Annotated in this window: 8 protein-coding genes; 3 read left to right on the forward strand and 5 right to left on the reverse strand. The window is 44.0% G+C overall.

The window, feature by feature from the left end; all coding sequences use genetic code 11:
* Nucleotides 1-153: 153 nt before the first annotated feature.
* The 4 genes from D0T84_RS09475 to D0T84_RS09490 are packed head-to-tail and all read right to left on the reverse strand — an operon-like array spanning nucleotide 154 to nucleotide 7,996.
* Nucleotides 154-2,142 (reverse strand): SusF/SusE family outer membrane protein, encoded by a 1,989-nt coding sequence (locus tag D0T84_RS09475; protein WP_163307641.1) that lies wholly within the window; start codon nucleotides 2,140-2,142, stop codon nucleotides 154-156.
* A 19-nt stretch (nucleotides 2,143-2,161) separates the two neighbouring features.
* Nucleotides 2,162-3,262, reverse strand: a complete 1,101-nt coding sequence (locus tag D0T84_RS09480; protein ID WP_163307642.1) for a SusE domain-containing protein — start codon at nucleotides 3,260-3,262, stop codon at nucleotides 2,162-2,164.
* A 32-nt stretch (nucleotides 3,263-3,294) separates the two neighbouring features.
* Entirely contained in the window at nucleotides 3,295-4,938 is a 1,644-nt protein-coding gene (locus D0T84_RS09485) for a RagB/SusD family nutrient uptake outer membrane protein (protein ID WP_163307643.1), read from the reverse strand.
* A gap of 19 nt (nucleotides 4,939-4,957) precedes the next feature.
* The gene (locus D0T84_RS09490) at nucleotides 4,958-7,996 is read right to left on the reverse strand and encodes a TonB-dependent receptor (protein ID WP_163307644.1); all 3,039 of its coding nucleotides are present in this window, start codon (nucleotides 7,994-7,996) and stop codon (nucleotides 4,958-4,960) included.
* 973 nt (nucleotides 7,997-8,969) lie between these two features.
* On the opposite strand from D0T84_RS09490, the gene D0T84_RS09495 reads away from it, so the two are divergent.
* The 3 genes from D0T84_RS09495 to D0T84_RS09505 are packed head-to-tail and all read left to right on the forward strand — an operon-like array spanning nucleotide 8,970 to nucleotide 14,663.
* Nucleotides 8,970-10,148 carry an efflux RND transporter periplasmic adaptor subunit gene (locus D0T84_RS09495; protein ID WP_163307645.1) on the forward strand — a complete coding sequence of 393 codons (1,179 nt, stop codon included), beginning with the start codon at nucleotides 8,970-8,972 and terminating at the stop codon, nucleotides 10,146-10,148.
* Nucleotides 10,145-13,297: an efflux RND transporter permease subunit gene (locus D0T84_RS09500; RefSeq protein ID WP_163307646.1), complete on the forward strand. Its 3,153-nt coding sequence runs from the start codon at nucleotides 10,145-10,147 to the stop codon at nucleotides 13,295-13,297. Before D0T84_RS09495 ends, D0T84_RS09500 begins: the two co-directional genes overlap by 4 nt.
* A complete protein-coding gene (locus tag D0T84_RS09505; RefSeq protein ID WP_163307647.1) occupies nucleotides 13,284-14,663 on the forward strand; it encodes an efflux transporter outer membrane subunit in 1,380 nt (459 codons plus the stop codon). The genes D0T84_RS09500 and D0T84_RS09505 overlap by 14 nt, the downstream gene beginning before the upstream one ends.
* A gap of 784 nt (nucleotides 14,664-15,447) precedes the next feature.
* On the opposite strand, the gene D0T84_RS22555 is transcribed toward D0T84_RS09505, so the two are convergent.
* Nucleotides 15,448-15,635 (reverse strand): hypothetical protein (locus tag D0T84_RS22555; protein WP_221413128.1); only part of this gene is annotated, 188 nt, incomplete at its 5' end.

The raw sequence follows: 15,635 nt of genomic DNA on the forward strand, positions 1-15,635 counted from the left end.
AAGGACACCCTTGCTCAAGGCTAGACACTTCCCGTTGTTAGGGCGTGTGAGGGACTTGCACCCATTAGAATACACCCATGCTGGGCGAACTAAAAAGAAGAAGCAGCCCGAAAGCTGCCTCTTCAATAAGTATTTAATTCTTATAATCTAAAATTATTCGATAGTACCTGTATTGTTACTGAAATCAAGAGTTACTTTCTTACCTTTTTCTACAGAAACACGTTCCTGATCGCCGCCGTTACCTCTATATACGATTTTACCGTCGATGATGATAAACTCAGCTTTCCACCAGTTTCCACTACCTGGTCCTGCTGATGAACTTGCATACATACGGAGTTCTCCAGCACCAGTTGTTGTGAATGACATTTTAGAGCCACTTGTAGCAAAGGCATGAGTACCTTCGTCCCATCCGCCGAAACAGTCTCCCATTCCGTATACTTTGGCTGGTTCTATCGTAATCTTATCAGCACCCATATCTATGTAAACCATGTATAACCCGCTTTCAGCAATTAAGGCATTGCCTCCATCAACTGTATATCCTTCTTTGGAGCCGAGTTCTGCAAAGTCTCCATTCCAATCTTTAACCGAACACCATTTGAACCCTTCTCCTGCGGTGAAGTGTTTAATAGTCCAGAATGAACCAGAAGTTCCATTTACCGGAATCATATCTACAATGCCATCGGAAGACCAACTCCAATTTCCAAATTCAGATCCTATCATATATAGTTCTTCCGGGTATAATGTACTCAACACCTTGACAGGGTACGGATGTTTGTTTACATCAAGAACAACTTTGTACTCGCCTTCAGCTTTGTCAAATGCGAAGTTATCTCCTCCTGTAAATGAGCCATTGTCGCCAATAGAATAAGTCCAATTGTTATTAGCCCGGAATTTATAACTACCTGTACCCATGGTAAGCGTTGCTGAATAAGTGTTTGTTGCAGCATCATAGACCATCTTAGTTTCTGAATCCCAGCCACCAGGAGTAGCATCACCTATCAGACCCATTGATGTTATTTTTACCATCTCAAGTGTATTCAGTTTTTTGTTTACGCTGATGCGATAGAAGCCTGATGGAGCTTTCACATTGTTGCTGCCATTTAATGTAGCGGTGACAACGGTATTACCATCTCCGTCAGTGGTCACTACTGCGGCATCACCAATTCCAAAATCATTACCCCATGCTGCTTCCGGAGCAAACTTGAATTCAACATCGGCACCGTCGGCAGTTGTAAGATCCATGTAGCATTCAAACAAACCTTTTGTCAGTGTACTTTGCGGAATTGATGCCGCTTTTTCCGGCGACCATCCCTGATGGCTTCCCGGAACATAAAGTTGATCGGGATAAGTAGCTATATAGGTTGTAATATTGATAGTTGCTACTTCCGAAGGAACTCCGTCAGGATATGATTTGGAGAATGCAAATACGGTGAATTTCAAGTCTGAGGCAGCCGCTTCAGGTGCTCCTGCGGCAACCGCCGCTTCATTCCATTCGTCTACAGTCCTTGCACAACTCATGTCCGTCAGTCCACTTGCAACTTCAACAAGTTCGCCTTCGCCGTAAGAGATATAAACAGAGTATGTGATAGCTTCTCCGTAAACCAGACGTGCTTCGGTCCAACTCAGCAATTGCAGAGATTCGGTCGGACTATTAATATCCAAAACAACGCTTGCCTGTTCTGCTGTAACTACGGAAGAAACAGCATCCCCGTAGGAATAAACCGTTGTGGTAACCTTCTCTGATACATAATTATCTAGTTCGTCAGTGGCAACTACATAGAATACAAGGTCAAAAGACGAATTAACCGGAATAGATGAGAACCCGCCCAATAAACTACGGAAATCCGGCTTGGTCATTCTTAAATTCAAATCTTTAGTAGCCTCTCCTACTTGTTTGGCCTCTTCTTCGGCATATTGCACATAGAGCTTATAAGAAACCTCCCCTTTCAGGAAACGGGCTGCAGTCCATGACCACACAATGTCTTCGGCCATTGTGTTTTGAGTCATCAATATCGTGCCGGTACTATTGAGTTCGGAAGCCTTTGGCGTTTTAGAGAAAGACTCCTCAATATCTTCTTGGCAGCCCGCCGCAGCTATCATCATGACAGCTGCAACGAACATATATTTTAAATACTTTATCATAGTCATTTATTATTAATAATTACTGCTTTACTAATTCCAATACAAAAGGAGTACGGTTGGCATGAAGCTTAACAATGTAGCTACCAGCATCTGATACTGCAATATTGTCTCCGCCTGCTGCAAGTTCGTATCCACCAGGTATCGCAGAGCTTGTTGCTCCGGACGCACCCCAGTTAACAGCCCAAGCATTGTCTACACGTACTTTGATCTCGGCACCGGCTTCTATATCAACTACAGGGGTAAGCCATACACTTTCTACCGAATCGTATGCAAACACAGCGTCAGGTGTCGCACCCCAATCATTAAAGCCACCTACAAGACTCAGCACCTTACCTTTGGCTTCTTTATCAATAGTCATTGCTGCTTTATTCACTGTGATTTCAAATATATTACCTTCACTCAGATCAAGTGACAGGTTGGAGTCAGCCTGTTCCGGATTTGTCCAAGACGGAGTCAGGTAATTATATCCCCAGTTGTCGCCAGACCAGTTTTGCTCTGCTGTTACCTTGAAGTAAGAGCGGGCTGCATCAGCATTATCAGGCACAGAGAAGTCAACCATGCAAGTGAATACATTAGAACCTCCGGTTGTTTCCCAGAAAATAGGAGCACTTCCAATGGTCCAACCATTAAATTCGCCACATAGGTGAAGCCACGACAATGCAGCAGCGAAAGTAGTTACATTAAACGGGCTTGTCTGATTGGAACTGATCGCTTCATAGTTTGCTGTGCCATTTATTTTAGCCGTAACATAAGCCGTAACTTCTCCTGTTTCGTTAGCCGGAATACCCAGGCTATTTATCACTACACCATTCAAATCAGCTTTAGAGATAGAAAAAGAGGTAGAGAATGATGTACCCAAAAGCGCGCTATTTCCATCTGCAGATAAATATACTGAATAAAGTATCTGAACCGGAAGTCCAAAGTCGGCAGCCGTCCATGTAAATGTCACACTTTCGACCTTTGAATTATTCGCATTCACTATCACATCGCTTTGGTTGCTGATGACAGGAGAGACAAATTTGTCGGATGGACTTATCTGGACTTCATCTACGTCGGTCGAACAAGAGATAGCCATCATTGCCATAGCCGCAAACGCTGTTATATATTTTATGATTTTCATATATCTAATCTATTAAAGTTATACCTGTTTGATTAATATCCCGGATTCTGCACCAGATTAGGATTTTCTGTAATCTCAGACTGAATTATCGGATAGATGGTCCGCCAGCTAGGCAAAGCAACTTTACCATCGGGTATGTTGCCTTTGTATGGCCAAGGGAACGACATGGATGTGAAATAACCGTAACGGATCAAGTCTGTACGACGTTGGCCTTCCCACATAAATTCGCGTGCGCGTTCCTGAAGCAGGAAATCCAGATTAAGCGAAGACGGCATAGAAACACCGGCACGGTCGCGGAGCGCTTTTACGTATCCCATAGCGGTAGCATCGGTAGTTGTTCCACCTGCCAGACGGGTAACAGCCTCAGCGTATGCCATATACATTTCGGCTAAACGGATAACAGGGAAATCAATGGATGAGAACTTCTCATAAGTATCATTAGAATAAACAGTTCCGTCCGAAGCGCGGCTATTGTATTTCCAGCAAACCCATCCAGACTGGGTAGTAGTAATATCAAACTCTTTTGAATGTCCAACATTGTACACAAATGCACGTTTATCACTTTTACTTCTATCAAATCCTAATCCGGTAGTAGCATTCCAGTCTACGCCTTCCAGTTCAAAGTTTTCTACATATTCGTTGGATACATGGTAGCCATTCCAACGCTCACGATTCAACATTGTTCCAGTAGGGAGTCCTAACTGTTCGGCTACAGCCTGGCTGGCATTATCATACATAGACCCGGAAACCAGGTGTGTAGTACCACCCCAGCTCTGAGTGTGATCACGGTCATAGGCAATGGTAAAAATAAGCTCCTGGCGGGCATTGGAGTTCTCTCCGTTATCCTGCATAAACAACTCTTCGTAGTTAGAACACAATTTATATCCCATTGCTATCGTTTTAGCAGCAGCATCGCGGGTATCTTCCCAACGGGCAGTTCCGGTATATACCTCTGCATTCAGGTAGAGTCTGGTCAATAATGCCTGAGCAACACCCTTGTTAACTCGCGGATAGGCTACAACACCCACATCCGACAAACCGGAATCAGAAGCAAGCAATTCTGTCAACTCTGTTTCAATCCACTCAAAAAGGGCTGTGCGTCCAATTTGGGTAGGAACCGCGCCTCCTACGTTGTCTTCGGTAGCAAACGGAGGATTACCATACAAATCTATCAACAAGTAGTAAGCGAAAGCACGCATCAAACGGGCTTCGGCACGCAGACCGGCAATACCGTCTACATTGCCGCCACTTGTTTGTTTCAGGAATTCATTTACTCGCGTTACAGTAACCATACAACGTGTATATACAGCGATTATGGCTTCATTGTTGGCAGCCGTCCATGTATTATACTGTATACCTGTCATATAGCTATCACCCCAGATACATTTCAATGCATCGGTTGAAGCTTCATTCAGAATCATATATTGTCGCATCAGGTCGCTCTGGCCGGCATCGGGTACGGAGATATCCGATCCCCCGGGATCATTCTGGCTCACTAAAGAAAAAGAAGCGTAAATATATGCCAGACCTTTCTCGTAGCTTTCGAGCGTGCCGTCATAGGCTTGCTCTGCCGTTTTATCTGTTTCATTCAATGGCAATGTGTCCAAATCACTTAAGCATGAGTTCAGCGTCAGTACTGATGCTATGATTGCCAAACTATATATAATTTTTTTCATAATTATGCGCATTCGTTAATTAGAAATTAATGTTTAAACGTAAAGAATAAAGGCGCGGACGAGGAATCAGGTTAGTATCTACACCATCTATTGTAGTGAGCTCCGGATCAAGTCCGTCATAGTTTGTGATCGTAAACACGTTCTGTACAGAAGCACCTACACGAATAGATCCTTTCCACTTCTTGAATTTATCAAAGGTATAACCGATGTTGATATCATCTAACTTAAAGAAAGATGCGTTTTCGAGGAACATATCCGAATATTTTTGTTGTTCGTTGTTCGCTTCCAGCCAACCGGTGTTCAAACAATAGGTAGAAAGGTTATTGATATATCCTTTCGAATAATCGTCTGAATAAGAGGTAGAATTATCCATTGCGATCTTGTTCAGCGCGTATCCGCCAAAAGAAGCATGCGCATTGAAACCAAAATCCCATTTCTTATAAGTAAATTGAGAACCTATACCGAAGAAGAATTTAGGAGTAATGCTCTTTCCGGTTATATAGCGGTCTTTTTCTGTAATTTCTCCATCGCCATCACGGTCAACAAGTACATTCTGCAAAGGCTTTCCCTTTTCGTCATAAGCTTGTTGATACAAGAAATAAGTATAAGGAGTGTAACCTACACGGTACAAAGAAGTGTTACCTCCTGTACCACCCATACCGGCGCCAACCTCAGCCCCCAGATAATCTTCGGTAGGATTGTTGGTGATTTTGGTAATCTCGGTCTTTTGCCATGTGCCGTTAAAATTAATAGTCCAGCGCATATCCTTCTTTTCGATAGGAATGAAATTCAGGTTAAATTCTAAACCTTTATTTTCCATATCTCCTACATTCGATATGATTCTGTTTGAGAAATTCGAACCCATCGGCACTGTTATATCATTCAGCAAATCGGATGTTTTGCGCAGATATGCGTCAACGCTACCGTTGATGCGCCCCCTAAGGAAACCGAAGTCAACACCCACATTATAAGTATCGGTAGTTTCCCATTTGATGTTCGGGTTGTAAGCATTCGGTGCCAGCGTAGTAATCCATCCGCCATTCCAAGGAATTTTTGTAACATTGGCCGATGATTCGGTATATTTAGCCTGATAAGCATAGCAGCGATCCATACCTATATCTTGCTGTCCGGTCTTACCCCAGCTCAAGCGAAGTTTCAGAGAAGAGAGAATCTTCGAATTAATAAGAAAATCTTCGGAACCCATATTCCATGCAAAAGCTGCAGATGGGAACAGTCCCCAACGGTTATCTTTTGAGAAACGTGAAGAAGCATCGTCACGCAAAGAGAAAGTAAACAAATACTTCGAATTGAGCGTATAGTTGATACGGCCGAAGAATGAGATCAAATAGTACTCTTTTGCATCCTGAGGCGATTTTAAATAAACCTCATCGCGATTTTCATTGTAGAACTGTGTGTTGTTATATTTTACATAATTATGCTGCCACGAATAACCGGCCATTGCATCTATATGGTGGATACCCAGTTCTTTGTTATAATTACCATAAAACTCCATCAATGTATTTGCATTATAGTTGACATAGTCTTTATAGTAGTCACTGGCTCCATTTTTCTTGGATATAAACGATCCTAGCTGAGCATATTGCTCTCCTTTGGTACGTGCAAGGTCATAACCAAAGTTGGCATTTAAACGCAAATCTTCGAAACCGTGAATCTTATAATCCAACTGCAAGTTACCCAACGAACGCCAAGCACTATTTACGTTGTAATTATCGTACAACTGAGAAAGCGGATTGACGCTTGAATTACTGTTTGCGGAGCCGTCAGAGGCCAGCCAGTTCCAATATCCGTTACATTTAGTATAGTCGATAGACCCGTCGCTATTGGTAAAATATACCGGAAGGGTAGGGTTGAATGCTATAGCATCGCTGATAGCACCTACATTTGCATAATTCGTACGGCTGTATATGCCTTTTGCATTCAGGTTGACCGTCAAATGTTTATCGAAGAATGTAGGGGCTACGTTTATCCCCAGGTTGACACGCTTATTGTCACCCACTTTCAGGGTTGCCTCATCATAGTTGTATCCTAAACTAACTCGGTAAGGGAATACTTTCTTTATATTTCCATACAAGCTTATGTTCTGGTCTGTAGAGAAGGCTGTGCGATAAATCAGATCCTGCCAGTCTGTATTGGCATTTCCCATCAGGTTTTGTATAGCCTTGCCACGGGTCGACTCTGTGCCGTAATGCTCGGTCACGTATGCACGATACTGGTCGCCTGTCATTACATCCATAGTCGTTGTGTTTTGCTTCAGGCTGTAACTGGAGTTGTAGCTTACCTGCATTTTTTCTCCTGTTCCTTTTTTAGTGGTAATGATTATTACACCGTTCGAAGCGCGCGATCCATAGATAGCTGTCGCAGAAGCATCCTTCAAAACCGTATAAGATTCAATATCATTCGGGTTGACCGAAGCTAAAGGATTCCCCATTCCGGCACCACCTTCGCCTGTTACAGGCACCCCGTCTATAACGATCAACGGGTCGTTGGAAGCATAAAGCGATGCAGAACCACGGATACGGATTTTAGCAGATTCGCCGGGAGCACCGGAGGCCGGTGTAACCAACAAGCCCGGTACTTTACCTTGCAGCAACTGCTCGGGAGAAGTAATGGCGCCGCGGTTGATTTCTTCCGCCCTGATTGCTGATACCGAACCGGTCAGGTCATTCTTCTTTACCGAACCATAACCAATCACGACTACTTCTTCCAGCATTTCGGCGTCTTCCGATAATGTTACATTGATTGTTGAACTACCATTAACCGGGATTTCCTGAGTTTTGAATCCCACATAGGTAAATACTAACGTACCATTGGAAGGTGCATTAATTTCATAATTACCATCAACATCCGTAACAGTTCCCGTAGTTGTGCCTTTCACAACAACGCTACCGCTGATAATAGCTTCGCCGTTGTCGTCTTTGACATTACCCTTCACTGTGATATTCCCGCTTTGTGCAAAAATATTCGATGTTGATACCAGCATTCCTAATACAAATAGAAGGAATACATTTAGACATCTGTTCTTAATCTTTCTTTTCATGCGAAATAATATTAAGATTAACATTAATATTGATTGTTTACTTATTTAACTATATAATATTGATATATCTTTATTTTCTTGGTATATGTACAAAAGACCCTGCCCCAAATAGTTTGCTATTTACTATTTGAGGTAAGTTCTCCGGTCTGGGGATAAAATGTTAGTCTCTCTCTCTCTCTCTCTCTCTCTCTCTCTCTCTCTCTCTCTTAACAAAACATAGTTAACTCCCAAATTTTCAATAGAAAAGATGGAAGCATCAAATGTTATATTTTGTATAAATTTTTGCATAAATTTTAGTTAAGACTTGAAGTTAGGAGTTTTCGCTTTTTCATGACATCTTATGGATTACAATACAAATATGGGAAGTCCTAACATCTTTTATGGTATAAGAATTTATAAATATCTGCTTTTTGTTATGCAAACGATTGCAAATAAATCGTAATATGTCTTTCGGGTATTAGTTCTTTATATTATTATTTCGGTAATTTTTTAAGAGAATATGCTAATTTTCGTTGTTATCCTATAATTTTGTTGCGGAATAGACTGTGTTATAGATAGAACATTTAAACTCAGCCATAAGTTCAGCCCTAGAGATTATAAATGCCCTATATTTCAATATGTATAACAGACAGGATATCGGATAGGATGATATTGGTTTAAATTACAGGCAATTACATATTTACAATTAAAATAAATCAAGGGATAAAAAACACTGCGTAGCGGTTTCCTGTTTATAGCCCTGTGCGGAAGCACGGGATGGGTAACAGATCAATAATCCTTAACCTCGACGACCTGCGGAGATGAAAGTCAGGCTTTTCAATCCAGTATCAATATTTTTTGTCATGTACCATCAAATAAAGCATATAACACCCTATTCGGTATAAACTTTAATATCCGATAAATGTTTAGCCTCCGCCATTAAACAAAATGTATTAATGGTTTGTTAAAATGTTCTTATTACAATCAACTATTTATGAATAACATTAGAAGTACTTTAGCCGCAACTTTACTTTTCGTACTGCTATTTAGTGCATGTAAGAAAACGCAGGCAGACACTCCGATTGTTGAAGTAGAGCCGGCAACAACCGACAATATTGAGATCTATGGAGAATATGTAGGACTCATCAGGGCATCGCGCAATGTAGAAATCCATGCCCGGGTAGAAGGTTTTCTGGAGAAGATGACCTTCAATGAAGGAAAAGAAGTCAAGGCCGGAGAGCCTTTATTCTACATCAATAATAAACCCTATAAGGCGAGGGTGGAAAAAGCAAAAGCACAGCTGAAGAGGGATGAAGCACAGGAATTGAAAGCCGAAAGCGACCTGCAACGGATAGAACCCTTATATAACCAGAATGCTGCCAGCAGGCTGGATCTGGACAATGCCGTAGCCGCGCTGAATATGGCGAAGGCTGATGCAGCCATGAGTAAAGCCGATCTGGATCAGGCTGAACTGGAATTAAGCTATACAGTAGTAAGGTCGCCCTTGTCAGGATACATCAGCGAGCGTTATGTAGATATAGGCACACTGGTAGGAAACTCAAAGTCGCTACTGGCCACTGTCGTAAAAAGAGACACCGTCCTGGTGGATTTTAAACTGACATCACTGGACTACCTGAGAAGCCAGCGGCGGAATGTACATCTGGGAGAACTGGATACCACCCGTTCGTGGCAACCGAGCGTGATCGTCACCCTTGCCGACAACTCGGTATACAACGAAAAAGGGATCGTGGACTTCGCTTCGCCCCAGGTAGATCCTAAAACAGGAACATTCGGGGTACGCGCAGAATTGCCTAATCCGAATCAGGTGCTCCTTCCCGGACAGTTTACACGCGTCAAATTATTACTGGATGTACTAGAGAATGTAGTGGTGGTACCCCGAAAAGCTATTTCGATAGAAAAAGGCGGGGCTTTTATATTCGTCATCCGCCCCGACAGTATCGCCGAAAAACGCTATGTAGAGACCGGACCTGAACAGGACAACAAGATTGTAATAATACGGGGATTGAACGTGAACGAGAATATTGTAATAGAAGGGTATCAGAAGCTGACGCACGGACAAAAGGTTATACCCCGCAGCCGCGAGGAAGAACAAAAAATAGAAGCACAGAAGAAAGAGGAAACCGCGGAAACAAAGAAGGAGGATAAGAAATGAAAGCCGGATTATTTATAGACAGGCCGGTACTATCTACTGTTCTATCCTTGCTGATAGTCATTATTGGTATTATAGGATTGATCCTGCTGCCGATAGAACAGTATCCGCAGATAACGCCTCCCGTGGTAAAGATAAGCGCATCTTACTCAGGGGCGAATGCCACAACTGTATCGCAGGCTGTGGCAACGCCCATAGAGCAGGAGCTGAACGGAACTCCGGGAATGATATATATGGAATCCAGCAGTTCCAACTCCGGCGGGTTATCCATTACTGTCACTTTTGATGTGAATACGAATGCCGACCTTGCCGCCGTAGAGATACAAAACAGGGTAAAACTTGCAGAGAACCGCCTTCCGGCAGAAGTCCTGCAAAATGGCATTACCGTCGAAAAACAGGCTCCCGGACAGCTGATGACAATAGCCCTGACATCGGACGACCCCAAATATGATGAAATCTACCTGAGTAATTATGCTACTATAAATATACTGGACGTGATCCGCCGTATTCCCGGTGTGGGACGTGTATCGAACGTGGGCAGCCGTTACTACGGAATGCAAATATGGGTATACCCCGACAGGATGGCAAGCTTCGGGCTAACAATCAAAGACTTGCAGGATGCGCTAAAAGACCAGAACAGGGAATCGACAGCAGGCGAATTAGGGAAGCAACCTATCGTTAACGTTGATGTATCTATGCCTATTACTGCGCAAGGACGGTTATCTACAGTCAGCGAATTTGAAGATATCGTAGTAAAGGCTAACAACGACGGTTCATTTATCCGCATGCGCGATGTAGCCCGTGTTTCGCTGGAAGCCTCGTCCTACAGTACAGAAAGCGGGCTCAACGGCAAGTACGCAACCATGCTGAGCATCTACCTGCTTCCGGGGGCAAATGCTATGGAAGTAGCAGACGAAGTAAAAACGGCAATGGTACAGATAAAACAAGACTTCCCCGAAGGGCTTGATTACCTGATACCCTTTGATATGACAGAATATATAGGCGAATCGATACATGAAGTATATAAAACGTTGTTCGAAGCCCTCGTTCTCGTTATTATCGTTGTGTTCTTATCTCTCCAAAACTGGCGTGCCGCCATTATCCCTATAGTCGCTGTCCCCATTTCGCTGATAGGTACATTCGGCTTTATGCTGATAATGGGATTCTCGCTGAATATGCTAACCCTGCTGGGGCTGGTATTGGCCATTGGTATAGTCGTAGACGATGCCATAGTAGTGGTAGAGAATGTAGAGCGTATCATGGAACAAAAAGGTGTCAGTGCACGGGAAGCGACACACAGGGCTATGAAAGAACTTACCGGAGCATTAATAGCCACGTCATTGGTCTTAGCAGCCGTATTTGTCCCCGTCAGTTTCCTTGATGGGATAACAGGAGCGCTTTACAGGCAGTTCTCTGTGACAATTGTAGTATCCGTACTCATCTCCGCCGTTGTTGCCCTCACACTCAGCCCTGCCATGTGTGCCATTATTCTGCGGCCATCTAAAAAGAAAAAGCATTTCATTTTCCGTAAAATAAATATATGGCTGGCACAAGGGAATAAAAAGTATGCGAGCATTCTGCTCAAAGTTATAAATAACCCTCGCCGGACGATGGCTGCATTTGGGATGGTGTTAGTCTTTATTTTTGTATTGAACAAAGTAGTGCCTACAAGTTTCATCCCTCAGGAAGACCAGGGATACTTCACCGTAGAACTGGAAATGCCCGAAGGAACTACGCTTGAACGCATGCGCGCCGTTACCGACAGGGCCATTAGCTATCTGGATAATCATAAAGCGGTGGAATATGTGCAGAATGTTACCGGTTCGAGCCCGCGCGTAGGTACTAATCAGGGGCGTACGACACTGACGGTCATACTGAAATCGTGGAAAGAAAGAAGTGCAGGCGTAGACGAAGTGATGCGTGACGCACAAAAAGAATTCTACAACTATCCTGAAATAAGGGCTTTTGTAAGCCGTCCGCCTGCTATTCCGGGATTAGGCTCGGCGGGAGGAGTGGAAATGAAGCTGCAAGCCCGTTCGGATGCTAAATGGGATGATTTGGTCGCCGCTACCGATACATTTATGTATTATGCAAACAAATCGAAATCTATTTCGAACGTTTCATCTTCGCTGCAACCCGAAATACCTCAGCTATACTTCGATGTAGACAGGGATCAGGCTATGTTGCTGGGGGTACCGATGTCCGATATTTTTTCAACGATGAAAGCATATCTTGGTTCGGTATATGTAAACGACTTCAACATGTTTAACAGAATATACAAGGTGTACATTCAGGCCGACCAGTCGTACAGGGCTACAGCCAGTGACATCAACCTGTTTTTTGTAAAAACAAAAAGCGGGGATATGGTTCCGTTAACGGCCTTGGGAAAGACCAGTTATACCACAGGGCCGGGTAATATTACCCGTTTCAATATGTACACATCATCATCCCTACAGCTAACTCCGGCTGCGGGACATAGTTCGGGACAGGCGATGAATGAAATTATAGATATCGCGAATGAGCACCTGCCTGCCAATATAGGTGTAGCATGGAGCGGACTTTCTTTTCAGGAGCAGAAAGCAAGCGGGCAGACAGGCGTAGTTCTGGGACTTGTATTAATATTTGTATTCCTGTTTCTGGCTGCCCTTTACGAAAGCTGGACGGTACCAATCTCAGTGATATTATCATTGCCGATTGCAGCCCTTGGAGCATTCCTCGGCATCTGGATTCTGGGATTGGATAACGATGTTTTCTTCCAAATAGGGTTGATAACGTTGATAGGCATGGCCGCCAAGAACGCTATCCTTATTATAGAATTTGCCAAGATACAGGTTGATGCAGGCATGCAACCAATTTTTGCGGCTATGCAGGCGGCAAAGCTCCGTTTCCGTCCTATATTGATGACATCACTGGCTTTCGTTTTAGGTATGCTGCCTATGGTAATAGCCTCCGGGCCGGGTTCTGCCAGCAGGCACTCTATAGGCACGGGCGTATTCTTTGGCATGATTGTCGCCATCACGCTGGGTATCATACTTGTACCGTTCTTTTTTGTAATGGTTTATAAGGTAAAGAACAGGTTCAAAATTCCGGAACTGAAGTTTCCTAAGTTTTTGAAAATAAAAAAGCTGATTAAGAGAAATGAAAACGAGTAAGCTATATATACTATTTATTTTCCTCCTGCTGTTTTCGTCCTGCAAGATAGGACAAAAATACAAACAGCCGGAAATGGATATTCCCCAGGCTTTCGAGTCGAGAGGCATGCTGGAAGGAAACGCGGCGGACGTAGGATGGAGTACCCTTTATCAGGATACGGTTCTGCAAGCCCTTATCACAAGATCGCTGGAGCATAATAAAGATATGCTTGTGGCTGCCGCCCGCATCAAAGAGATGGCTGCCAACAAGCGGATTACTTTTGCCGGACTATTCCCCGAAATAGGAGGGGAACTTGCCGGACAAAGGGAGTCCCTGAACTATGGAGGCGACAATAAGACTTACGACCCCGAATTGCGCGCAAATGTAAGCATCGGCTGGGAACTGGACGTATGGGGCAAATTGCGTTGGGCGAATGAAGCCGGAATAGCCGCATATCTACAGACTGTGGAAGCGCAGCAGGCAATGCACCTGACCGTTGTGGCACAGGTGGCACAGACTTATTTTGAGCTGAAGGCATTAGACAGGGAACTGGAAATAGTAAAGCAAACACTGGAAGCGAGGCGTGAGGGCGTACGCTTTGCCAAACTCCGTTACGAAGGGGGATTGACATCCGAAATACCTTATCGCCAGAGCCTTGTAGAGCTTGCACGAACAGAGACAATGATCCCGAATCTGGAAAACGAGATAAAACTGAAAGAAAACGACTTGTTTGTACTTGTAGGCGAGTTTCCCGTTGGTACTATCCCAAGGGGCGGCGAAGACATAAGCCATCAGCAAATACCGCTGAGCCTTCCTGTCGATTTACCTTCTTCTCTTTTGAAACGCCGTCCTGACATGATTCAGGCTGAACAGAAACTGATAGAAGCGAACGCGCAGGTAGGCATAGCATATACCGAAATGTTCCCTTCCCTTAGGCTTACGGGGCGACTGGGACTCGAGAACGAAGAGCTTACCGACTTCTTAAAAAGCCCTACATGGTTTATATCGAGCGCTCTTACCGGCCCGATTTTCAATATGGGGAAAAACAAAGCAAAGCATAACGCCGCTAAAGCCGCGTATGAACAGGAAGTTTACTCTTACGAGAAATCCGTTTTGGAAGCATTTAAGGAAGTGAATAATTCTATCAATACCTTTAACAAGATGAAGGAAGTCTACCGTTCGCAGGAAGCTTTGTACAGTTCGGCCAAGTCGTATCATGAACTGGCCAAACTACAATATGTAAACGGCATTGTCAGTTATATAGATGTATTGGATGCGCAGCGTCAGTTATTCGATGCCGAAATAGCGCTTAACAATGCTATATTAAACGAATTAATTTCTGTGGTGGCTTTATATAAGGCTCTGGGAGGAGGAATTAATAAATAAAGCCAATCAGGATTTGAGAAAAGGCTTGAAAAGCCAAATCTTCATAACCGCGGGTCATCGACCTGCGGAAAAAGGATGAGCAATACCAGCTGTCTGAAAGACAGGACATACAGTGTGTCCTGCCGCTTCGGGCAGGGGGAGTGTAATTGCCCCTTGCTGCGTAAACTACGCTGCGCTTGCATACGGTTATGAAGATTCTGCCTTTCAGGCAGGTGTTGAGCTGTTTTCAACCCCTGATTTGCATAAATAATGCGAATCAGGGGTTGCTTAGGGTTGCAGTATACTATTATAAATCAATCTTCTGTTTTGCAGTCAGGGTTCTAAGTCCACGAAGTGGGCTAATATGGATAACTACAGGTACAACCCGTGGAAAAATCGGATAGGGAGAGGCCGTCTCCGTATGAGGCGAATGGCATTTGTTTTTGCTATTTGCCTCCTACGGAGACATATTCTTCTGTCTGTTCCTGCCACGGGTAAAACCCGTGGTTATCCACCTTCAGTCCCTTCGGGACAATAAGTTACTGTGCTTTTTAACCCTTGATTCGCATATATGAATAATGCGAATCAGTATTTGCTTTTGTTTAAATTATATGTTCAATTATTTTTTATTCTGCGCGCAATCACAGATTGCTTGCCTTACTTTTGGCCAAAGCTCCAAAAGTAAGCAAAAAAGCATTGCGCCCCGCTTCACCGTACGACCCACCATCGGTTTGCCGGCTGAATGAAGTGATGAAAGATTCATCATTGCAATAATTGGCAGACGATGTTTAAGAGCACCCGCACTTCATTCTACGCCGCCTGCACCGGGTGGGTGCCCCGTACGCTTGCTAACGGCGCTGGCTGACGCCTGATTTGCAGGGGCTATCCTCTGTCTTGACGTTGCGTCGCGACTCCGTGCATCTGTTCCGCAGGCGGGGCACCCACCCGGTGCAGGCGGCGTGAAACGGGATGTTGTCCGAGCCGAAGGCGAGT

Source organism: Dysgonomonas sp. 521 (assembly GCF_010501055.1).
GTDB lineage: Bacteria > Bacteroidota > Bacteroidia > Bacteroidales > Dysgonomonadaceae > Dysgonomonas.